Raw genomic sequence first — 24,177 nt, 5'->3', positions numbered from 1 at the left:
AAAGACACCAATCCATACCTGCATTGCCAATTTTAGAATTACTCTTTCTTGGGATAACTGGAGTAGATAATTTTTTATGAATCGTGTCCCTAACTTCTTCACTATCATAACCTTTGTCAGCAATAATATGACCTGCGGTGGGCAATTTTTCGATAAATTCTGATGCAACTTTACTGTCATGTACTTCACCACCCGTTATTTCAAAATCAATGGGTAAACCGAAAGCATCAACAGCCATATGAATTTTTGTTGTATTACCACCTCTGGATTTTCCTATAGCTTGATTTTCTTCAGACGCTGCTCCAGCACTGTGTTGATGAGCTTTTATTATGCTTCCATCAATAAACGCCCACTCAAGATCTAGTTCTTGGAGGAGTGCTTTGAATCTAGCCATCAATTTGCCTTTTGAGGACCATCTATTAAATCTTTGATAGATTGAGTTCCAGCATCCAAATTCTGCTGGTAGGTCGCGCCAAGGACAACCAATCTGCATACGATATAACATCGTCTCAACTAGTGTGCGAAGATTGGGCTTGTCATAAATGCTATGCTTTAGCATGATCTCCTTTAGCTTTGACCAAAGCTCATCATTGAGCATAAGTCTAAGCATTACAAACTCATTTTATACTTGGTATCAGAGCCGTTATATTATGAGTTTGCTCTCATTAATCAATGAATTAGTTAGTGCAAATTTAAATTTGACCATTTACTGGATGCCGCGGACAAGCCGCGGCACCTAGGCGGCAGGTGAAATGTCAACAGACCCTAAAACGTTTATTGACTAATAAATGAAATAGAAGCATTTTTCACCTGCTGTAAAATTAATAAAAACTAGAATAAGGAATAAAGGATTTAAAAATGATGTTAATCTACCTTTTTGCCAGTCGGTTTTACACTGATTTTTGCCGGAATCAGGTTGTTGGTAATACGGGAGACCGTTCTATCTACCCGTCGCTGAAGCATGATTTCAACCATTACCGTTTCATTCGGATGAAGAATCTTGTTAATGTCGGCGAGCGAGGAGTGAAAATCAAGTAGCTTGTAATAGGCAAGTGCTTGGTCACTTGACTCAGGATATGCCTTGATACGGAATCCTAGATTACCCTGCATTTTTGGGGTATTTATTCCGGCTTCCATGATATCGTAGTCAAGAAAATAAGTCAGTTTTCCCCGATCATGCTGGTTTCGCTGGCGGTCTGCGAAGAAACCTGCGGGAAGCGCATACTCGCTATATTTGGGGCCAGCAGTTAGATAAAGATCATAATCGTAAAGATGATTGCCGCGGTCATCAATAAGTCGGAATATAATCATAGAGTAGCGATTGGTGATAAACTCACGTTTATACATAAGCATCTTCACAAGTTCTTTATGCTCATTTTTCTGGGTTTCTTTGGTAATCTTATCTAGATCTTTTGCCAATTTATTATAGGAATCATTATTTTTTACTTGGAGGCATCGTAAGACCCATATAGCCGTAGGATGAGTGGTGGCATTGGCCATAGTAATACTGCGGATGATCCCCATTTTTTTACCGGAATGCGAACATCCAGGCAAAACCCCAAATGCCATTTGTTTTGTCCGTGTCATTTTGGAGACAACAAGATTTTCACCATTATTCCCTTCCTGATGTAACTTTAACAGACTGTAATTCATATTTGCGGCAGTTACACGCACAACTCCATCAGAGCCAGCTTCTCCCGTGTAAGAGTTAACAGCATCATAAAGTTGGCGATCAATTTTTTGGCCTGTAAGTACAAACGAATAGATGCTATGAGCAGTGCAATCGTAATCAAGCCAGCTTTCATTAAGCTGCCAACTCATATTGCTTCCGAGCTCAAGCCAATCAAGTACATGCTGTCCTGGTTCAATACCTTCAAAAAAACTTTTTATACGGCCTAGTCGGGATTTACCAAGTTGGGCAAGCGCAGAACCATGATTGGCAGGGGCCAGCATGATAAGATGACTCAATGGACATTTAGCAAGATTATTCTTAAAGTATAAATCCATCCATTTCCGAACAACGGGACCACCGGTAGAGTGGGTAATACAGGCAAAACGCTTCCCATCTCGCAGTTTATCAGCAATTTCATCGCGTACAGCATGATCAAATGCGCGCGCTATATCGTCGACTGTTACTGTATCGTCAAAGCTGATATAGCGGCCGAGATAGATATTACCAACTTGAATATTTAGCTTCCCGTCTTTGCTCTGACTTTCAAGCCATTGAGGAAGCTCTCCATAAGTATTGGTATGTGTAACACTCCAACCATGGACGAAGATAACAATCATAATTTTCCTTAACTTACTGATAATAATATTTATTGTTGAATAAATTGGATGAGATTGGAATTATTTTACAATAATTTATGGGCTGTTATTAAGAGTAAGGGTTGTGAGAAGTAATGAAAAATCAAACTTGATTTTGAAAAACATTTAAAATGGTACTTTGGAAGCTATTCCATATAGGAGGATCATATTCCAACTCTCTCTTGCATATAAGTTACTGTTCACTTCACGTTGCTAAGATTTAATTAAGGCCAATTAAATCTAAAGAGCAATTCCAAGCTAATGAAATTGTAGAGGAGGATGTTTCTAGGAAAAATGTAATGATAAATTTTTGATGGGTTAGAATTGCTAAATTGAAATCTGGATGAGGAAGAATATCGGTTTTGTGCTTCATATATCGATGTTATTGAATAGACTTTTGGGTTAAATAAAAAAACGGGTAAATGCAAAATGAAGCGATTGCGCTCCGAAATAATCGGAGCATTTCTTCAGACGATTTGACAACTAGAACTATTTTTTACATTCATTTTTGAATGATAGTAATCTTCTAATACCTTAGCTACTGCGAGCACCATGTGATCTTTCCACAAATTAGAAATGATTTGAACACCGATAGGAAGACCATTTTGTGACGTTGCAAAAGGGATAACAGCAGCAGGGGAGCCACTATTATTAAATGACATGGTATATGTAAAGTCTTTGATCTCATTTAAACATTGTCCATGAAGTTTAGCTGTAGTTGCGCAGGGCGGGCAAATGATTAAATCATATTGGTTTAAGAATCGATAAGTATCCCACTTAAACTTAGCAATTTCAGCAAAACGCTGGTTTAATTGAGCGGTTGATAAATGGTATTTTTTGGCATCTTGATTAAATTGCATTCTTAGCGGTGAAATATTATTAATAGATAAACCTCTTAAAAAACTGTTAACCGTCTCTCCAGCATCGCACAGGGTAAAAAAGGGTTCCCAATGAAGCTCAAAAGTATTTTCAATATTTTCTGGTCTTGCTTCTTCTATCTTAGCCCCCAAATCGGCTAATACACGAACTGCATTTAATGTGGCATCAATAATATCTTTACTTGGAGTAACAATTCCATTATCAATAAAATAAGCAATTTTTAATGTGTTAACATCGACCTTAAACGGGTTGCCAATTGTTATTGGCGGAGAGGTCGGATCAAACTCATCAGGCCCACTTAAAACTGATAATGCTAAAGTTAGATCATCAACAAATCGTGCCATTGGGCCGCAAGTACCAAAAGCTTGAAGGCATCCAGCTCCAGCGCCCGGCAAAGCGATCCCAGTTAATGGTATTAATCCCTGGGTTGGTTTAAGCCCTGATATCCCACAAAAATGAGCTGGTACACGAATACTACCCCCACCATCAGTACCAAGACCAAGAGGTGATCCATTAGCAGAGATAATCGCAGCCTCACCACCAGAACTGCCGCCTGATGTTCGGTTTAGATCATATGGATTATTTGTTTTTCCGTAGATTAAATTATCTGATTCATAGGCAGTAAGAAGCTCAGGGCTATTAGTCACGCCTAAAATAACCGCACCAGCTGCACGAAGCCGAGTAACGCAAGTTCCTTCTCGTTCTGGTATATAATCATTATATAAATGAGAACCGTAGGTGTTTTTATAACCAAAAATGTCAATAGTATCCTTAATCGTAATTGGTAATCCATGTAAAGGGCCCAATACTTCTTCTCTAGCAATAGCTGCATCAGCTTTTCTTGCATTTTGCAGGGATTGTTCTTCATCAATTTGTATGACAGCATTTAGAGAAGAATTAACTTCTTGAATACGATCAAGAAAAGCTCTTGTCACTTCTTCTGATGAAACTACTTTTGTTTTTATCAGTTCAACAATTTTATAAGCTGGTTGTTTGATAAGATCATACATTATTCATTCCTCTATTTTTTGAGCTGGATATGCGGGAAAACCCACTCTTACTCTGCAAAAAAGTAGGAGCTTATACTGAACGACAATTTTTTGCGACATATATGACCATATAAATTCATCAAGTAATGTGGCATCAGTCCAATAGAATCGGTCATTTTTCCTGAACTTTTGGCAAGTCTGCATTTCAGTCATACAGGCTTGCTATAAGCCCAGGATATGAACTATCCATAATTGAATAGTAATTAGCGTGAGTATGAGCCTGTATGATTAACGGCTCCTTTTCGAGGAGTTAAATTCAGAAAAAATTATAGTACGATTTTTTCCTTGTTTTTTGGCGCTATAAAGCGCTTGATCAGCAGCATCTATTAATTTCTTTATTGAACGTCCATTTTGTGGGAATTTGGCAAGGCCAAGAGAAACAGTAATATTAAAGTCATTGTCCCTGAGGATTATAGGCATTTTACTGATTTCACAACGAACATTTTCAGCGGCCATTTTCGCATTATCTAATTCACAATTAGGTAAAACTAATAAGAACTCTTCTCCACCATAACGACAAACTAAATCCCCTTCTCTGACTAAAGAATTCAGAAGCTTGCCCAACAAAGATAACACATAATCTCCACTTTCATGACCAAACTGATCGTTAATATGTTTAAAGTTGTCGACATCGATCATAATGAAGAATATAGTGGTTTTATTACGTTTGGCTTGACCAATTTGTTTGATTGCATATTCATCAAGAAAACGACGGTTGAGTAATCCCGTCAATGGGTCTCGAATCGCTTGTGAATGGAGTAATTCTTTCAAGCGGATATTGGCAATAGCCAAAGCAACAGTTTCGGTTACTACGGAAATTAAAGAATGTATTTTTTCGAGAGGTAAAGTTTCTTTTGTGCTATCAATAAATAACAATCCAAATATTTCATATTCTGCCATCAAAGGAATACACAAAAAACTCTCTTGAAATAAAGGCCTTTCTTTAAGATGTTGACACATTACACCAGGTCGACTAGCATCATATTGATGGATACACCCTCGTCGCAGGGCCCAACAATCATGAGGAGCAAAGGATGCTAAATAATATTCTTTATTTCCCCATGTAATTTTTCTCTCCAAATAGTTGCGTGAATTATGCATGAGATACAAAACACCTTGAGAGAAGTCGAGAATTTTAGGTGCAAATGAAGTAAAAGACTCAATGATTTCTTCAATATTTCTACATGCCATTAATGTCTCACTCAGTTGAGTAATGAGAACCATTTTTTGATTGAGGGTTTCAAGATAGGACCTTTCTTGCTCAACAGTTTCATAGAGCTCTCTTAAGGACTGCTCTTTTTGTTGAAGTAATTTATTTTGTTCTGTTTGACGAGTTACGTCTCGGATTATCGCAATCGCGTTCAAGCCATTGGTGTTTTGTATGGGACTTAAGCTAATTTCTACTGGAAATATTTCCCCATTTTTGCGCTGTGCTTGCAGTTCCTTGCCTATTCCCATAGGACGAGTGCGAGGTGATTTAAAATAATTGTTGCGGTGACTAGGATGAACTTGGGAGGCTTTTTCAGGTATTAAAAGTTCAATAACTTGGCCTAAGAGTTCATCTTTGGTGTAACCGAACATAGTTTCAGTTTGATTATTAACATATTCAATAATGCCTTGCTCATTTGCTAATATCATTGCATCGGGAATTGCTGCAAGAAAGGTGGTATTGAATTGCTCGTTCTCTTGTAATTTTTTGTTAAGGGCTTGAATATCTCGAGCTCTTTGCATTATTTCTGTACCCATTTTTCCTTCACTACTTTGTAAAGACTGGATGATATTTAACTGGGAAGCATGGGACTGCTGAATGAATTCAGTAACGTCTTTGACACGATGAATGATGTATTTAATATGGTTATCACTATCAAAAACAGGACAATTGAGAAGACTCCAGTAACGTACCTCAAAATCCCCTCCCGCAAACTCTGGGCGACGAATATCGTATTTTTGCACAGCCATGGCATCGCAGTTTTTTTCTTTTAAAACCCGATTTAAAGAGTACTGCAAATTTTTAACTCCAGTAGCTGTGATATCGTTTGGATTATCTGGAAATACATCAAAAAGATAGCGGCCTATTATTTCTTCACGATTAACCATAGTCGCTTCAAGATAAGAATCGCTAGCACCTACAATATAAAATTGAGGAGATAAAATAAGATATAAATCAGGTGCTGCTTCCAAAATGGCTTTGGCATCTTTCTTATAATTTTGCGAGACGTCCATGCACTTATTATCCTTTGGTAACTGCTAACTATTTTCTCTTAATGCCTAACCTACCGCAGGAAGACAGGAAAAAGCTATTCTAATAAAAAATTATAATACAATTACAATACAATTATAATTGTATTGTATAAATAAGTTGATAGGTAACATGATAGATTCTCCTTTATATACTTTAGCTTGCGCATGGTAACACTCTGCACAAATATTGCTAAGAGCCATACTGCTGACTTTGAACATATCTTATCTTTTTTGCTTTTTATCGGGTAAGTTTTAGATGTAATTTCGAGCTCAAGAGATTGGCCTTATTCTGTCATCTTTTATTGGGGTGAAACCTCAGAGACAATGCCTAGTTTAGATATAATCCTCTTCCATGCCGGTTTCCCTCCTTCGGCAACAGGTAATTTGAGGCAATTCGCTGTAGATGTTATCAGATTTGCATAATATTTTCTTAACAATTGTAGTTTACAATTTGCGCGCATTTCTTTAAATGAGTTTATTATGAATGGCAATGATTTAGATAGTGATTTAGAAGACTTACCAACGCCGCCACCAACTTTAAGAAGGCAAAATGCAATAATGAATGCTGATGATATAAATCAGCGATTTTTTGATACAGAAACACACGAAATAGTTTTTGGGAATCCAGATATTAGCCATTCATCCAACAAAAATTTAATAAAACTACAGTTGTGGCAATCAGGACGATGTAATCCAAATCTATTGTTCTGTTCAAGAAAAGAGGAACATAGTGATGTTGCTGGTATGAATGCAGTAGTAGCGTGTAACGCATAGCAATAGAAAAGCTTAAGTAACTATTTTTATAAATGAGGAGTATTAATGAAAAGTTTTTTTGATAAAGCGATTATACGGCCTGATTCCGTAGTTGTGTCAATTATACCTGATTCAAACATGATGGTTATTTTAGATTCTAATTTAGAGGGTGGTGATAAGTTTACTTATGCACTGTGGATGGATCTAGCAACTCGTAATCCAGGGCTAATGATGCAATCAATACCTGTTCCAAGAGGTACCAATGGACATTTTCAATTTACCGTTACAGGAAATGAGGCCATTAATAGTGTAATTGATTTGATGTCAACCTCTAGAGTTGAAAAACACCAAAATCTTGCTCATGAAATTAAAGATAGATATTCGTTCTATTTTGATGGAAAGAGCATCTCTCCAAAATGAGCGAATAGATTTTTGTTCATTTACAACACCATTGAGTAGGTCCAAAGAGGATCTACTCATCGTTATAAATCCGTATTAGTGAAGCGTAATATGAGATTTATTCCAAAAATCAATCATTTAATTCATATCAATAAAAAATGAAAATACAGGTTGAACGGTTCTAAATAGTAACAAGATTCCTTATTTTTAAATTTCGTGGAGATAGATGCTCGAGATGGCGTGGGAGTTACAAATTCATTATGCAGGTACTTGGGGGGATACTTTACTTATAAGAATGAATATTATTTTCGTTATTGTTCTTTGAGATAGCTCCGTGATTGCTCAGAAGTTCAGATATCTTTTTCTCACTAAGCGTATTAGCAATATCTAACGGAGTACATAGGTCATCATCAATCTCATTGATCTTGATATCTTGGTTTAAAAGCCATTCTACAAGATTTAGGTTTCCAGATTTAACAGCATAGTGGAGCACAGTGCATTTTTTATTATCTTTTACAGTAATGTCAGCGCCCGCTTCCACAAGAGTTTTGACCGCATCAAAATTTCCAGCTTCTCCAGCCAATATTAAAGGAGTTTTACCAAAGGCGTCCCGAGGATCCAGATTCTTTGCTGATTCAATACAAAGAGCGAGTATCCCTCTGCTGGCATAAAGTACAGCATAATGTAAAGCTACACGGTTTTGGCTATCTTGAAGTAGACTGGCTCCTTTTTGTTTGAGAAGAATATCCAAACACTCCATCCTCTTGTGTAAAATGGCTGTGTGTATTGGATAGCGTGATCGGTTATTTTTTATATAGGTCAATTCATTATTTGTTTTCAGTACTTCTTGCATCAGGGATGGAAAATTATATACTGCCATCATATGTAATACTGTATCTCCACTAGCATTTTGATGGTTTAAAGTCTTTGGCGCTTTATCTCGTAACAGTCTAAATATTTTTTCCTTATTTTCTTTCTTGTTGTCATTATAGATAACTGGTAACAACAGTACACTGAAAATAGGCAATTGATTTTGGTTGTTAGGGATCTCTGGACTTGCACCCTGCAAAAGTAATGTTTCTACCGTGTGATAATATCCATTAATAACGGCATAATGCAAAGGTGTCTGGAGTTGATTATTGGATTGATTTAAGAGGCCAATCTCAGGCTTCTGGAGGGTCAGAAACTTGTCCAGGCCCTGAAAAGCTGCCTCCTGAATAGCATTTTTTTTACCAAATGCTTGAATTCGATCAGTTAAGTTTTTAGAAAAATTTGGAAGAAAATGATGAAGATATGTTTCGGTCAACTTACAATAATGATGATACTTTGCTTTTGCATCTCCCAGAATGTATTGATCCGTGGAAACATTTTCAAGATACCATTTTTCCAATACATTAAGTTTCTCTTCATCCGTGATTAATGAATCAAGTCCCAATATTTTACACAATTTGTTAAAAGACATTTATATCTCCTCTTGATTCAAAACTGAAATCTATTTATTTTGAATATTAAAATCTATAGTTTCCTGATTGTTTACTTGATTATCATCACGAATATTTTTCCATATGCTCCATAAACTCCTTATACTTTTCACTAGTTGTATCAATTTGCTCATTTTTTTGTTCTGTTTCAAGTTGAGATTTAATTTTTAGGGAACGGAGTAGGTGTATTCTTTCATGAAGGGATAGCTCTGAGATGACTGATTCAATATTGGTGTCTATTTCTACATTATTTTTGAGGAAGTATGATTTGATCATTTCTTTAATCTCTGGTACAGGCAAGTTAGATTTTAGTGCATTAACAGTATTCTGCATCTCCATTAAAATTTGCTCCTTACTTGCAAGATTTTTCCCAGCCATTTTGATTTGTTTCATTTTTTCTTCAATATAATCATTCATTGGCTTGTCATTTACTCTGAATTTTAATGCTTCAAGATCACCCAAAACAACCTTTAATCGAATTTGAAACAGCCTTTCTGGGACTTTCTCTAACAGCATGCGTTTATCAGACTCTGGCTGGACTAGAGCCATAATAATACTTTGTAATTCTTTTCCCTGTTTCGTTTTGAATACAGGATGATCAAAATCGCTTTCTCTAGTTCCCACATTTTTATCGTAGAGTGTACTATTACCTGTAACGTATACATATAAATTTTTTCCAAGAATATAAGCATGTATTTTGTCTACATCTATTTTCTTTTGTTTAAATGTAAAAACCTCAGGAGCATTGTAACCTAGAGTAGTTGCAAAAATATGATATTTGTTTTCATGATAGTCTTTTTGTTGACTCATGCTTGGAAACTTGCCTAAATAATAATGTTTCTTGTAATCACTGTTATGAATCAACGAGTGCATAACACCTTTGGGAGTATTGTTCGATTTTGTATGCGGATACCCAGGTATTTGATTTGCTCTTATTTTTATTTTTTCAAAAGGAATATCTAACTTAATATTCAGGCTTACTTTTTTTCCTAACTCAATATCTTTTTGTGCTTCCTCGTAAAGCCGCTTGAAATAATTCAGGGAGCCAATTTTTAAGGCTCTGGTACCAAATTCAGAACAAATAGTACTTGTGTCTTGTACTTTTTGTTTACCAAGATTTATTATCCTATCTTCTTTTAATTTCCCTGGATTAAAAATCGCCTTCAAGCCTGCAGAATAATTCCATGAGATTTCCTCTAACTCCTTGTGATAATTAGAATCGGCAGATTTACCAATCTCCTCACCGAGCTCTTGTGCAACGATTGCGGCAGTCAAGCCATGTCGGAGAACGAACTCCTTACCAAAATAGGCTTCAATTTTATTTAATATCTCTTCTCCATTTGGTTTAAAAAAAATAAAGGAACGATCTTCATTTTCATTTTTATAACGAGACAACTCTCTACTAAGCAGTTCTTTAACATAACCTTTATGTGTCTCATTTTGATGTTCAACGTTAACTTCGGTTGCATGTGCAATATGTAACCCATTTTCTTCATCGCTACAAATAACTCCTACATGACTGACCCAATCTGATCCTTCTTGACTTCTCAGATTTGTTTTATGCATCTGCTTTATTCTTTTCTGTCCCCAATCAGATGTTTCAAGAGTTTTTTTATTTTTTTCATATTCTGTTACGAAAAGATATGGACTAAAAAACATGATATCACCGACTTCATGCTCAATTTTTTCGTTTGACATAATAACAGCCTTTACGTCACTTTATTAATCATGTAGTTATATTATAGATCATTTGGTGCATAGTGCTGGTCTGCCTTTTTCCGCAGAAATTTTCAATCTAACACTAAGGCTTTCAAATAACTTAATTTCATTGAAAAGGAGTTCTAGTGCGAGCGAATATACTTACCACAGTGATAAAAAATACATAAATTGGACTAAAAAGAAGAGTTAGAAATGAAAGCAAAAGAAAAATATTGGGAGCGACTATTTAAAAATTATGAGCCTAGTGAGTTATCGCATGTGGTTAATAGATAAAAACTTTATCGCTATCACCCATGGTGATAGCGATTTTTTGTTGATTTCGCGTATTACTTAATGCGAACGATTCCTATTTTTTCAATATGGCTTTTCCTGCATAGGGTAATGCTGCAACTTCATTAATACGTAAAAGTTGATTGTATTTCGCAATACGGTCAGTACGACACAGTGATCCTGTCTTAATTTGACCACAACCTGTGGCCACTGCCAAATCGGCAATAAAGGTGTCTTCTGTTTCTCCTGATCGGTGTGACATGACACAACGATATCCATTTTGATGTGCCAATTGGATCGTTTGTCGTGTTTCGCTTAGAGTTCCTATCTGATTGACTTTAATAAGAATCGCATTGGCTACTTTTTGGGTGATGCCCTCTTGTAGAATTTTAGGGTTAGTTACAAATACATCATCACCGACTAATTGAATTTTATCGCCTAGTTGCTCGGTTAAATGCTTCCATCCACCCCAATCTTTTTCATCCAAACCATCCTCAATACTCACTATAGGGTAGTTGGCAACCAGATTTGCATAGTAATCAATAAGTTGGATTGAAGTGAATTTTTGATCTTCGGAAGCCATATGATACATTCCTTGTTCATAGAGTTCTGAAGCAGCGACATCTAGAGCAAGTACTATCTCATCTCTTAACTTAAAGCCAGCTTTATCAATTGCTTCACAAAGCAGATCGAGTGCTTGACGATTGGAGCGAATATTAGGGGCAAAACCACCTTCATCGCCTACAGCAGTATTTAAACCTTGTTTTTTTAAAACGGCTTTTAAGCCATGAAAAATTTCCGCACCCATTTGTAATGCAGTAGGGAAGTCAGGAGCCCCAACAGGCATGATCATAAATTCCTGAATATCCACATTGTTATCGGCATGCGCTCCTCCATTTAAAATATTCATCATAGGGACTGGCATGCACATTTTTTCGCCTTGATTTAGGGCCACATACAAGGGCAAGTTGTGTGTGTTTGCTCGAGCTCTTGCAGCAGCAAGTGATACAGCAAGAATGGCGTTGGCACCTATACGTGATTTATTTTCTGTGCCATCTAATTGGCATAATTGATTATCTAATGCTTCTTGATCTTCAACAGAACAAAGAGATAGTTCCTGATTGATTTCATGATTTACATGAGCTACGGCCTGCTGCACTCCTTTGCCATGATAACGTTTCGGATCATTATCTCGAAGTTCACACGCTTCGCGGCTTCCGGTTGACGCACCAGAAGGAACGCTTGCTCTACCTAGAGTACCATTTTTTAAAATAACATCTGCCTCAACAGTAGGATTACCACGAGAATCTAAAATTTCACGTGCTTGAATTTTGGTTATTTGCATGTTGTATCCTATTTGTGATTAAAGTTTTTAGTATTGTTAGGTAAAACGTACTGCTCCAAGCTGCATTAAAATTTCGACAAGAGGGCGCAAAGGTAATCCTAAGATGGTATCCTCATTTCCTTGAACCTCTTTAAACAACCATTTACCTTGAGTTTCATAGTGATAAGCACCGCAGCTATGATAAGGTTTTTCACTTTGCAGATAAGCTTCAATTGTTTGTTCACTTAAATGGTGCATGGTTAAATAGGCTATTTCATGATGTTGCCAAAGTATTTCATTGTTTTTGGCAATGCATAGACAAGCGATTTGTTGATGAGTTTTTCCACTTAATAAACGTAAATGTTCAATTGCTGTTTGGTGATTTAGGGGTTTATTAAGAATTAATTTTTCAAATACACACAGTTGATCTGCCGCAATAACAAAACTCTCTGGATGAAATTGACTCACATCTAAAGCCTTGCTTGCTGCCAAAGTGTAACCTAAATTAAGACTATTTTCCGCATCAAAGGTCGCTTTAATCGCTTCTTCATCACAATGGGAGGGTATTACTGAGAATTCAATGCCAAGCGATTGCAGCAGTTGTAAGCGAATTGATGAAGCGGAAGCGAGAGTAATCGATTCTTGTCGTAAAAACTTAGACATAAATAGCCACCAAAGCCATCAGTGAAAAGCCTATAATCACAAAACTAAAATCTTTAAGGTTGCAACAACGCTCCACCATCACACATCGCTCTAAACCATGTAGAGTCCCCAAGTAAAGAAATGTACCTGCAGAGGCAGCAATTAAAATCGGATCAAATATAGAGTTGGTTTCTACCCCTTGACCAAAATACCAACCTAAATAAATACCCAGAGGGGTCATAAAGCTGAATAAAAGAAAAAAGACGAGACTCGTATTCATATTCATTGAACTTTTATTTAATTGTACTGCGATGGCGAAGCTTTCTGCCCATTTATGAGTAATTATGGCCAGAAAAATCATAATAATCATTGAATTATGGTGCGCTATCCCTAATGCAGCTCCAAGCATAATCGAGTGAACAGAGAGCATTCCCCACGCTAAAATAGCGAATGCTGGATGTGTCGCACTATTATGATGATAAAGTTCTTTGCCTAGGTGTTCAAACCATAGAAAAATGAGAAATACAGTGCCGGTGATGATAAAAGCAAAAGGATAGTTATAACCCATTTTAATGAATAAAGCGTTTGCGTCAGGAAGCATATGTAATAATCCGGCTCCTAAGAATACCCCTGTAGCTAATGTTTCCCCTATAGGAAAATCAATATGCTTATCATCTTTAATACGTTTTCTAAAGGGATACCAGCCTGCCATTAAAATAACTATAAAAATGGAGAGGGCAAAAAATATTTTTAAACTGGTAGCTGATACCATGACTTATCCTATTGCTCTATCTAAGAAAAGAAATACAACCTGAACACAAAGTAAAAGCAGTGTTCACTAATCTTTACAGCATTCAGGCTACATCAAGCCAAACACGATAGTTTAATTGCGATGCATGATCTCATGCAAGCTAAATAAACGTACCTCTACAATATCCGGATGTAATTTCAATGCTAATAGGGCTCGTGCATGTAATTTTTGCCATTGCGTAAAGTGTTTTTCACAAACCATATCTATCTCGAGCTTTCCATCCAGATAGTGTAAATTCCAAAATAGTATTTGGGGAAAATCAAGGTGAATTTCATGAAGTAGCTGTTGTAATACTTTTCTGCTAGGCAGATGTAACGAAGGACAAAAACGTTCATCATCTTCTGGATCAACATGCACAATTACATCTTTAACACTTTCAATTTGCTCCATTAATGCATGATGTACATGCTGAGCAATATAATGTCCTTCAGAGACTGATATTTTAGGTGATACTAAAATGTGGACGTCAATCAGTACATTTTCACCCATAGAGCGGCTGCGTAATTGATGTATCTTTTCAACTCCATCCACATTTTGGATTACTTGCTCAATTTGTACTAGTAATTCTGAGCTGACGGCTGTATCCACTAATTCTTTAACGCTATTCCAAGCGTAATCACAACCCATTTTAATAATCATAAAACCAACAATTATGGCTGCTATGGCATCTAGAGAACTAACCCCCCAGATACTGCCAATTAACCCTACCAAAACAACAAGAGATGATGCAGCATCGGAACGATGATGCCAGGCATTGGCAGTAATTAACTTAGAGTTGATACGTTTGCCAATGTATAAAGTGTAATGAAATAAAAGTTCATTACTCATAATTGAAATACATATCACTGGAAGTGATAACCAACTCGGTCTGATATAGTTCGATTTGAGCAGGTCATATAATGAATCCCAGGCGATGCCAACACCTGCCAAAATAAGTAAAAGGGCTAATAATAAAGTTGCCGCTGTTTCAATGCGCTGATGTCCATAAGGATGGCTGGCGTCTGCATCAAGACTCCCGTATTTAGAGGCAAATAAAACCATTGCATCGGTTATGAGATCAGAAAAGGAATGTATTCCATCCGCCACTAATGCATGGGAGTGGAAGAAATATCCACCAATAAGTTTAACAATGCCAAGAAGGGCATTTGCAACAGCTCCTAAAAGGGTTACTTTTTTTGCTTGCTGGTATCTGTCATGTTGAATCATTTTTAACTTTAACTAATGTGAGTTGGATGTAAAAATAGGTTAATTTTTTATATTAAACTGTTTTATTTAGAACCGGATCCTATGTCAATATAGTTCACCCTAACTCAAAGTGAAATAAAAAAGCACACTTTGGCTCTATTTTTCCTAAATGCAGTCATTTTTATCGATATTTAAACATGGTTAGAAGTTTTTTTGTATCTCTTGACTGTAAGTTTCGAAAGAGATTAATTTTTTAGAAACACGTTGATAAGTTCTAAAACAGACACAGGGGAAGCAGATTCCACAAGATGTTAAACGTTCTGTACACAGGATTATCCACAGATTTTGTGGATAAATGATTTTTGAAAATATAAGATAAATGATTTATAACCCTTATAAAATAAGAGATTTTTGAATAAAAGGTCGATTTAATTTTTGCTAAGACTGTTTGATGAAAAAAGTTATCCACAGAGGACGCGGAGGAGTTGAAAAAATAAACCTAGGTATATTAACAAAGAAAAAAATAAAAAACAGTCTTGACTTAAGTATTTTAAAAAATATTTTATCCTTGCAGAAATTGTTCAAAATTACCTAACCAACGTTGTGTAATGTCACGAGCGATTTCTGGACTATTCTGTATTAGCTTTTGAGCTAGGGAAGGTAAAAGAGGCAGCAAAAAATGATCCCGTTGAATGTTTGCGATTTTAAATTGACGATAACCCGTTTGTTTTGTTCCTAAAATTTCACCTGCTCCTCTTAATTCCAAATCTTTCTCCGCAATAATAAACCCATCATTAGTTGCGCGCATAATTTTTAAACGTTCAGCACTATGTTGCGATAAAGGAGATTGATAAAGTAAAAGACAATGAGATAGAGTGTTTCCTCTTCCTACACGACCACGTAATTGATGGAGTTGCGATAAACCTAAACGCTCAGCATTTTCTATGATCATTAAGCTTGCATTCGGGACATCAACTCCAACTTCAATCACAGTGGTGGCTACCAGCAAATTGATTTCACCATTTTTAAATGCAGCCATAGTTGCCTCTTTTTCTAATGGTTTCATTCGTCCATGGATCAGGCCTATTCGAGCAGAAGGGAGTTGTTCTTGTAAGGTACGAGCTGTTTCTGTAGCAGCCATACATTGTAATTTTTCGGATTCTTCAATAAGGGTGCATACCCAGTAGATTTGTCGGCCATTAGATAGTGCAACGAGTAATCGTTCAATCACTGCTTCCCGCTTATTTTGGTTTAATACGGCAGTTGTAATGGGTATACGTCCAGGAGGTAATTCATCAACAATGGAAATATCCAGATGCGCTAAATAGCTCATGGAAAGTGTTCTTGGAATAGGAGTAGCTGTCATCAGCAGTTGATGGGGAACTAATTGTGCTTGCTGGCCTTTTTGCTGCAAAAGTAATCGTTGTTCGACACCAAATCGATGTTGTTCATCAATAATGACTAAGCCCAGGCAAGAAAAACGGACTGCTTCTTGAAATAGAGCATGAGTACCGATAATAAGTTGGCAGCTGTTGTCTGCAAGAGCAGTAAATGCTTGACGCCTTTCGCTCGTTTTCATTTTTCCACTCAATCTTAATATTTTAATACCCAAAGGTTCAAGCCAGCGAATCAGATTGCTGGCATGTTGTTCACTTAATAAATCAGTAGGTGCCATAAAGGCAACTTGCTGGCCATTGGCTATGGCTTGCAATGCTGCAAGCGCCGCGATAATTGTTTTTCCTGCGCCAACATCGCCTTGTACTAAACGCAGCATTGGTTTTGTTTGTATTAAATCCAGACTGATTTCTTCGGCTACTCTTTGTTGTGCTTGAGTGAGAGTAAAAGGGAGAGAACTTAGAAATTTGTTGTTTAAGCGATGATCTCTAGGTAATGGAGTTGCATGTAAGGTACTACGTGATTCTCTGGCAAATTGCATGCTTAATCGTTGCGCCAGTAACTCATCAAAAACTAATCGTTTCAATGCCGGATGCTGTCCGGTCTCCAGAGCCTGTAGCGAGATATCAGGAGGCGGGCTGTGCAGTAATTTAATCGCTTCTCCGAGAGGATAAAAATTATTTGTTTTTAATGCTTCTTCACTCATCCATTCTAATTGTTGTAACTCATGTTCGCAGCTTTTTAAGGCGACAAGCACTAATTGTCTTAACCGAGTTTGGCTTAAGCCTTGAGTACTTGGATAAATAGGGGTTAATGTTTCATGAACATGGCATTCCTGTTCATCCTCTAGTAATTGATATTCAGGATGAGTCATAGTCCACGTATTGTTAAATTCACGCACCTCGCCAAAAGCATGAATCATCACGCTGTTATTTAAATTTTTAATTTGATTTTTGTTAAAATGAAAAAACTGAAGCTTTATGACGCCCGTTTTGTCTCGAACATAGCAATGCAACATAGCTCGTTTGCCTGGTTTAATTTCAGTTTTACATACTTCTCCAGCAATGACACACCAAGTATTGGGTTGTAAATCTTGAATAGGAGTAATTCGAGTTCTATCCTGGTAGCGATAAGGTAAGTGAAAAAGCAGATCACGTACGGAATGGATGCCGCATTTAGCCAATTTCTCTGCAAGTGTAGGACCTATACCCGTTAATGATTCACAAGAATTAGATAACACAGGATTACGAATGTTAAAAGTTATATTTTAAGTGTACCGCATAGTTTATGAGCTAACAATTTGAAGTTCTTTAGATTTAACTCGCACTTAATATGAAGTATATTAAAACCTTTTCATAGAGTACAAAAAAGCGCATAATAGTATCATTTTTTTGATGGAAAATTAGGTACCATGAAACATACGGTAGAGCAGCTTTTAAAACACGCTTTAATTTCATTACAAAAATCGGGGGAAATACCGGACAATTTGGATATCGAAATTAAGATTGATCGTGCAAAAGACTCAGCTCACGGAGATTATGCCAGTAATTTGGCTTTAATTTTAGCAAAACCTTGCCGCCAATCTCCACGTAAAATAGCAGAGCTTTTAGTAAAAGCGATTCCTGCTGATCCTGTTGTGGAAAAAATAGAAATTGCTGGGGCAGGATTTATTAATTTTTTTATACACAGTGACTCTCGTTCACAAGTTATCGCTGAAGTATTGGAAAAAGGTAATTGTTTCGGCCGCAGTACTATAGGGAAAAATCAAAAAGTATTAGTTGAATTTGTTTCTGCCAATCCTACAGGACCTTTACATGTAGGGCATGGCAGAGGAGCTGCATTTGGCGCTACATTAGGAAATGTACTCAAAGCAGCAGGCTATGAGGTTACTTTAGAATATTATGTCAATGATGCTGGGCGGCAAATGAACATCCTTGCTGCTAGTGTGTGGTTACGCTATCTGGAGCTTTCTGGTGAACCAGTAGTGATTCCAGCTAATGCTTATAAAGGTGGATATGTTTCTGAAATTGCACAAGAACTGTGGCTAAAGCATCATAGAGAATATGTTCATCCTTGGGCTACAGTCATCGAGGGTTTGCCTCTTGATGAACCGCATGGTGGCGATAAAGAAATTTATATTGATGCTTTAGTAGAGCGCATGAAAACGCTTTTGAGTATGTCTGTTTTTTCATTATTTCATCAGCATGCTCTAAATACGGTTTTAGAGGATATCCAACATGATCTTGCTGAATTTGGGGTGAAATACGATAGCTGGTTTTCGGAGCAATCATTATTTGAGGACGGCTCAATTCACAAAGGTATTCAAGCGCTAAAGAACAGTGGCCATACTTTCGAAAAGGAAGGGGCACTTTGGTTTAGAGCTACTGATTTTGGTGATGAAAAAGACCGTGTTTTGGTTCGTGCTAATGGCCATACTACTTATTTTGCTTCAGATGTAGCTTATCATTGGAATAAATATGATAGAGGTTATGATCGTGTTATTGATATTTTTGGTGCCGATCATCATGGTTATATCACGCGTTTACGTGCAGTTGTTAAAGCTTTAGGACATGACGAGAATGCGCTTGATGTACTCTTAGTTCAATTTGCTATTTTGTATCGTGGTGTTGAGCGAGTACAAATGTCTACGCGAAGTGGATCTTTTGTAACTTTAAGGGAGTTACGTCAAGAAGTAGGTAATGATGCTGCTCGCTTTTTTTATGTAGCACGTAAATCAGAACAACATATGGATTTTGATTTAGATTTAGCTAAATCAGAATCTAATGATAATCCGGTTTATTACATTCAATATGCACATGCAAGAATATGTTCTGTATTAAGGCAATTGAAGGAAAGGGGGTTATTTTGGGATAAAGCAGTGGGACTTAAGCATCTTGACTTATTAGAGCAAGAGCATGAAACTCATTTGATTTCGTTAATAAGTCGTTACCCTGAAGTTGTGGAGTTAGCTGCTGTGCATTGTGAGCCTCATCAAGTAGCTTACTATTTGCGTGAAGTAGCTAATGGATTGCATAGCTATTATAATGCGGTTCCACTTCTGTGTGAGCAAGAACAATTACGATGTGCTCGTCTTTGTTTGCTCGAGGCAGTGCGTCAGGTAATATACAATGGGTTAGGTTTATTGGGCGTATCCGCTCCTGAGAGTATGTGATGGCAAGAGAATATAATAATAAACGTTCCTCAAGATCGCGCGGTGGTTCATCGCACCATTTTTTATTGATTACGGTTATTTTTTTATTAGGCTATTTGGCCGCTTCTTTTTTTGATTTTGATACCATAATGCATTGGGTAAATACTCAAGTATTGGCTCATCATGATGCAAAAAAAGAATTAGCTAAACCTGAAACACCACAACAGGCAGTGGTTCCGCCTAAACCCAAGTTTGAGTTTTATACGTTACTTGCTAATGAAAAAACACCGGCATCACAAGCTAATAATGCAACAACCGCAGCCCAATCTACTGCCGCTGTAAGTACAAATACAACTGTTCAATCTGCGTCCGTTGCTAATGTAAATTCAGCAACTAATGTGGTTACTGCAGCATCGCCAACTACGGTTCCTGTTACAAATGCAGTTACAGCAGCATCTACTGCAGTTCCCCCCCCACAAGTAAAGCTGAACCCATCTCAACAAACGCAGCAACCCGTGGCTCCTGCAAGAGCCATTGCCATCAAAACTACCCCTGTTTCTGCTGGAAGAGGGAATTATTTAGTGCAAGTAGCTTCATTCAAAGCTCGGCAAGATGCAGAGCACATGAAAGGTACATTGATTCTCAAAGGGTTTAGTGTATATATCATCCCAGTGAGTCATCCCACTAAAGGTAATTGGTTTCGAGTGGTAGTGGGCCCTTATACTAATCGTGTACTTGCGCAACAAGCACAGGTCAATTTAGCCAGGAATGAACGTCTGAATGGAATGATTACTACTGGTGGATAATTGGTTTAATGATCATTAAGCAAGCCCAATTGGATACATGATTGCATCTTTAGGCTTGCAATCAGTAATAGGTCCACTGCCATTGACTTTAGGAGTCTATTCTTATTCCGACGTCCCGCGGACAAGCCGCGGGACGTCGATTGGGGGCTCTTAAGTCAATGAGTTATTACTGCAATCATGATAAATTTCAAATGCCCTGCTTTTGGATTTACCTTTCAAATTGATTGACTCCTACCATGAATTTTGGATGGAGCATTTGCTCAAAACCTGGTACTAACTGTTGTAACCTTTCTACTCCTGAAAACAAAGGAGAAGTTGTATGAAACAAAGATGGGGCCAATGCCTTAAATTAACGCGCGCATACACTGTAAACGGATATCATCTCTTCGCTGACATAAGTATATGAATGCCTTTTCCTGATTTCAGAATCAGTGAGTAATGAGCTTTATTATACTTTCGTTAGTTTCATTAACGACGTACAATCACTTGAACATTTTCTGCATTTTTTATCGCATGAGGTTTACTTACTCCTATTGTAAGGTGCGTTATTTTAAGTTGTTCTTGAATTAGATTAGCTACTTCATTAGCAACTGCTTCAATTAATTGAAATGATTTTGATTCTACGTAAAGGGTGACTAGTTCACAAAGTGCCGCATAATCTATGGTCTTAGCTAAATCTTCTCCACAAGCACTGAAATCTGTATCAATACTGATATCAATTAATAAGGACTGATTAATACGTTGTTCCCAGTCATACACGCCTATTTTTGTACTGACATTGAGGGCTTTTATATTTAAGGTATCCATTTTGTCATAAAGTAATTTTTAATTTTTTATATTTTATCTAAATTAATATCTCTCTGTATAGAGTAGCTTTGATTTACTCTAGGGACAGATGATCAAGGATATCAATAACAAAAGGCATTTTCATGCCTTTTGTATCGTACTCACATTGTTTAGTGGAGTGCTGGAACTAATTCATCTGTTTCAGAAAGGAGTTCATTTTCATTTTTGGATGCACTGGGATTGGTAAAAAGATTCACTGCTTTATCATATCCAAGGATAGGTAAAGCAAGCGCGAGCATTAATGATAAGCCAAGAACCATTTTGCCTAATAAAACAGGTGCGGCAATAGTGCCAGCCATTACTCGAAATGAGCTATGGACGTTTTCATTCACCGCAACACGCCATAAGTAAGAAGCCATGACTGTTACGAAACTCAAATCAAGTAATCCAAAAGAGAATAACCCTCTGTATTCGGTATCAAATTGCTTCCCCATAATGGCATGATAAGCACTTTCATAACGCAACCCTAAATTCGATGATGGTGAAAACAACAAACCTAGATGACGGTATCGATTTTCGCTGATAAATTGGCTTATTCTTTTAACAGTAAATTGACTAATTTCATGTTCTTGGATAATTTGCGACTGGATATGCTTTTCGTCTGCACTCATATAAAGTCTAGCGATGCTTTTCTTATCTTCTTCAGCCTCTTGTTTCGGAAAATTAAAATGAACTGCGTTGGCAATTAAGCGTCCCATAATTACAGAGCCTTGCTCATTAGGTTCAATTTGATGTGAATGTTTTCCACCTAAAGGATTTAAAGACGAGGCTACATCAACAAAGACAATTTCTTTCTTTTTAGTTATTGCGTAGGCTAAAATTTCTCGATAAAGCTCATTCATGGTTTCTTCAACCACGGGGAAGGGTCCTTGATCTTTTCCTTCTGAGCGTGCGAGATGAGAAAAACCAGTATAAATAAAATAAGGAGTAAATTCGGTAATTGAAGGATAATATTGAGATAATAATACGATACGACTGAGTTGGGGATTTTGTTCCACTAATTGGTCGATAATTTTTTTGTAATCAAGCAGTATTTTTTCTTTTACTTGTTGAAAAGCTGAACTAATGATTGGCTTAGCTGATTCTGGAGTTATTCTTAAAAGAAGCTTGGGATAACTTATTTGATTTCTTAACGTATTAGCCAGAGCTTCACGATAATTATTGCCAGCAACGCTTAATACAGCAATATCAGGTTTCCATTCTGTAACAGCTTCAAGTTGATGTACTCTAGAATCAGTATGATCTGTATCCGTTGGGAGAACCTTATCTAATCGACAGTATCGCATTACATCTGTAGTGGTGGCCCCATCCACAGCAAAATTTCCAATATAATAAGAGCCTGACTGGGCATCGTTTGCAAGTGCTACAGCAGTTTGATGAGTTACAGTATGTGGTTTCTCGGCATAGGGTAGGTTTTTATTAACCCAGTAACTATTATCTACAGTTGAATCTCCCATTAAAGCAACTTTCTGAGTTGCCCCTTCAGAATTGCTAATCACTTTTTTTAATCTTCCTGTATTTTGAGGGTAACCTTCTCCAATAGACAGTGATGAATTTTGAACTAATCCCATAATAAATCTCCATGATAGATACGAGGTTGAACATTGTGTTCTTAATACCGTTCATAGTCAATTCAGATAAGAACATCAATTGTCTCTGTATCCACTCCATAAATTTGAGGTAGATCTCAATAATTATGTTACTATTACGTTATTTTTAAGATGCTGAGGCAAATAATGTACGATTTAAATCAATCTTTATTTCTACGTGCTTTAAGACGACAACCTGTGGAGAGAACTCCCGTATGGATAATGCGTCAAGCAGGTCGTTATCTGCCTGAGTATCGACAAACAAGGGCGCAGGCGGGTGATTTTTTGAGCTTATGCAAAAATCCGGAGCTTGCTTGTGAAGTGACCCTGCAACCTTTACGCCGTTATTCTTTAGACGCCGCTATCTTGTTTTCTGATATATTGACTATTCCTGATGCTATGGGATTGGGTTTGTATTTTGCTGAAGGAGAAGGGCCTTGTTTTGAACGTCCTATTCGGGAGACACACGCGATTACCAATCTTCAAGTTCCTGATTTAGATTCTTTAGCGTATGTGATGAACGCAGTACGTTTAATTCGTAACGAAATGCCAAAAGAGTTGCCTTTGATTGGTTTTGCAGGCAGTCCTTGGACTTTAGCGTGTTATATGGTTGAAGGCAGAAGCAGTAGGGATTTTAAACGTATTTTGCATTTAATCTATACCAACAGCGAAGCAGCACACCAGCTATTACATAAATTAGCGCTATCAGTAGCAGATTATCTTTGTGAGCAAATTAAAGCGGGTGTTAATGCTGTGATGCTTTTTGATACCTGGGGAGGAATTTTAACTCCAGAAAATTATCAAAATTTCTCTTTGTGTTACATGCAGCATATCGTGCAACAAATAAAAAGTCATTCTCCTGACGTTCCGGTAATTTTGTTTACTAAAGGTGGCGGACAGTGGTTGGAAAAAATGCTTATTACTGGTTGTGATGCTTTAGGTGTCGATTGGACTTGTGATTTGAGCGAAGCACGACGACGAGTGGGCACTAAAGTAGCGCTACAAGGAAATTTAGATCCCTCAGTATTACTAACTTCAAAGCAATGCATTCATGAGCAAGTCAAAAAAGTGTTAGCCTCTTTTGGACATGGAAGCGGACATGTATTTAATCTTGGGCATGGTATTACTCCTGATGTGCAACCAGAACATGTTGCGGCGATGATCGAGGCGATTCATGAGTACAGCCCTTATTATCACCGTTAAGTAGACTAGAGTCTTAACTTAGTGCCATTTAAAGTAGATTGGTAATAGGTCACTGGTGATTAGCAAAAACCAAAGATTTTTTCCCGGAGAAATGATCCATCAAAATCTGCGAGCAAACATCAAAGGC

Annotated in this window: 18 protein-coding genes; 5 read left to right on the top strand and 13 right to left on the bottom strand. The window is 37.1% G+C overall.

Translation table 11 applies throughout. From position 1 onward, the window contains the following. The 4 genes from Lsan_RS22390 to Lsan_RS17350 form a co-directional block, all read right to left on the bottom strand. Positions 1–610: IS5 family transposase (locus tag Lsan_RS22390; protein ID WP_162265622.1), on the bottom strand; the 610-nt coding region annotated here is incomplete at its 3' end. Between the two features lie 254 nt (positions 611–864). After that, positions 865–2,289, bottom strand: coding sequence for a phospholipase PlaB (gene plaB / locus Lsan_RS17365; RefSeq protein WP_058515395.1), 1,425 nt, complete (start codon positions 2,287–2,289; stop codon positions 865–867). A gap of 485 nt (positions 2,290–2,774) precedes the next feature. Beyond that, positions 2,775–4,196 carry an amidase gene (locus tag Lsan_RS17360; RefSeq protein ID WP_058515394.1) on the bottom strand — a complete coding sequence of 474 codons (1,422 nt, stop codon included), beginning with the start codon at positions 4,194–4,196 and terminating at the stop codon, positions 2,775–2,777. 267 nt (positions 4,197–4,463) lie between these two features. Then, positions 4,464–6,458: a sensor domain-containing diguanylate cyclase gene (locus Lsan_RS17350; protein ID WP_058515392.1), complete on the bottom strand. Its 1,995-nt coding sequence runs from the start codon at positions 6,456–6,458 to the stop codon at positions 4,464–4,466. Positions 6,459–6,956: 498 nt separating this feature from the next. Between Lsan_RS17350 and Lsan_RS17345 the strand changes: the two genes are divergently transcribed. Both Lsan_RS17345 and Lsan_RS17340 read left to right on the top strand, forming a co-directional pair. Continuing rightward, a complete protein-coding gene (locus tag Lsan_RS17345) occupies positions 6,957–7,250 on the top strand; it encodes a hypothetical protein (RefSeq protein WP_058515391.1) in 294 nt (97 codons plus the stop codon). 45 nt (positions 7,251–7,295) lie between these two features. Next, complete coding sequence (locus tag Lsan_RS17340) at positions 7,296–7,649, top strand: hypothetical protein (protein ID WP_058515390.1); 354 nt, start codon at positions 7,296–7,298, stop codon at positions 7,647–7,649. Between the two features lie 262 nt (positions 7,650–7,911). On the opposite strand, the gene Lsan_RS17335 is transcribed toward Lsan_RS17340, so the two are convergent. From Lsan_RS17335 to recG, 7 genes are all read right to left on the bottom strand, one after another. After that, a complete protein-coding gene (locus Lsan_RS17335) occupies positions 7,912–9,090 on the bottom strand; it encodes an ankyrin repeat domain-containing protein (protein WP_058515389.1) in 1,179 nt (392 codons plus the stop codon). Between the two features lie 85 nt (positions 9,091–9,175). Beyond that, positions 9,176–10,807, bottom strand: coding sequence for a hypothetical protein (locus tag Lsan_RS17330; RefSeq protein WP_058515388.1), 1,632 nt, complete (start codon positions 10,805–10,807; stop codon positions 9,176–9,178). 367 nt (positions 10,808–11,174) lie between these two features. Beyond that, positions 11,175–12,443: a phosphopyruvate hydratase gene (eno, locus tag Lsan_RS17325; protein WP_058515387.1), complete on the bottom strand. Its 1,269-nt coding sequence runs from the start codon at positions 12,441–12,443 to the stop codon at positions 11,175–11,177. Positions 12,444–12,479: 36 nt separating this feature from the next. Continuing rightward, on the bottom strand, positions 12,480–13,085 hold the full coding sequence (locus tag Lsan_RS17320; RefSeq protein WP_058515386.1) for a Maf family protein: 606 nt from the start codon (positions 13,083–13,085) through the stop codon (positions 12,480–12,482). Further along, positions 13,078–13,836, bottom strand: coding sequence for a ZIP family metal transporter (locus tag Lsan_RS17315; RefSeq protein WP_058515385.1), 759 nt, complete (start codon positions 13,834–13,836; stop codon positions 13,078–13,080). Before Lsan_RS17315 ends, Lsan_RS17320 begins: the two co-directional genes overlap by 8 nt. 111 nt (positions 13,837–13,947) lie before the next feature. After that, positions 13,948–15,081 (bottom strand): cation diffusion facilitator family transporter, encoded by a 1,134-nt coding sequence (locus tag Lsan_RS17310; protein ID WP_058515384.1) that lies wholly within the window; start codon positions 15,079–15,081, stop codon positions 13,948–13,950. A gap of 541 nt (positions 15,082–15,622) precedes the next feature. Beyond that, positions 15,623–17,695 carry an ATP-dependent DNA helicase RecG gene (recG, locus tag Lsan_RS17305; RefSeq protein WP_058515383.1) on the bottom strand — a complete coding sequence of 691 codons (2,073 nt, stop codon included), beginning with the start codon at positions 17,693–17,695 and terminating at the stop codon, positions 15,623–15,625. Positions 17,696–17,866: 171 nt separating this feature from the next. On the opposite strand from recG, the gene argS reads away from it, so the two are divergent. Next, positions 17,867–19,627, top strand: coding sequence for an arginine--tRNA ligase (gene argS, locus Lsan_RS17300; protein ID WP_058515382.1), 1,761 nt, complete (start codon positions 17,867–17,869; stop codon positions 19,625–19,627). Next, positions 19,627–20,412, top strand: coding sequence for an SPOR domain-containing protein (locus tag Lsan_RS17295; protein WP_058515381.1), 786 nt, complete (start codon positions 19,627–19,629; stop codon positions 20,410–20,412). The genes argS and Lsan_RS17295 overlap by 1 nt, the downstream gene beginning before the upstream one ends. 468 nt (positions 20,413–20,880) lie before the next feature. On the opposite strand, the gene folB is transcribed toward Lsan_RS17295, so the two are convergent. Further along, positions 20,881–21,219 carry a dihydroneopterin aldolase gene (folB, locus tag Lsan_RS17290; RefSeq protein WP_058515380.1) on the bottom strand — a complete coding sequence of 113 codons (339 nt, stop codon included), beginning with the start codon at positions 21,217–21,219 and terminating at the stop codon, positions 20,881–20,883. A gap of 149 nt (positions 21,220–21,368) precedes the next feature. Further along, on the bottom strand, positions 21,369–22,829 hold the full coding sequence (locus tag Lsan_RS17285; RefSeq protein WP_058515379.1) for an SGNH/GDSL hydrolase family protein: 1,461 nt from the start codon (positions 22,827–22,829) through the stop codon (positions 21,369–21,371). Positions 22,830–22,994: 165 nt separating this feature from the next. Here Lsan_RS17285 and hemE point away from each other — a divergent pair, with 165 nt between their 5' ends. Next, positions 22,995–24,050: a uroporphyrinogen decarboxylase gene (gene hemE / locus Lsan_RS17280; RefSeq protein ID WP_058515378.1), complete on the top strand. Its 1,056-nt coding sequence runs from the start codon at positions 22,995–22,997 to the stop codon at positions 24,048–24,050. The last annotated feature ends 127 nt before the right edge of the window (positions 24,051–24,177 follow it).

The organism is Legionella santicrucis (genome assembly GCF_001468135.1).
Lineage (GTDB): Bacteria > Pseudomonadota > Gammaproteobacteria > Legionellales > Legionellaceae > Legionella > Legionella santicrucis.
The sequence above is the reverse complement of the archived record's forward strand: the minus strand, read 5'-3'. Positions and strand labels throughout refer to the sequence as shown.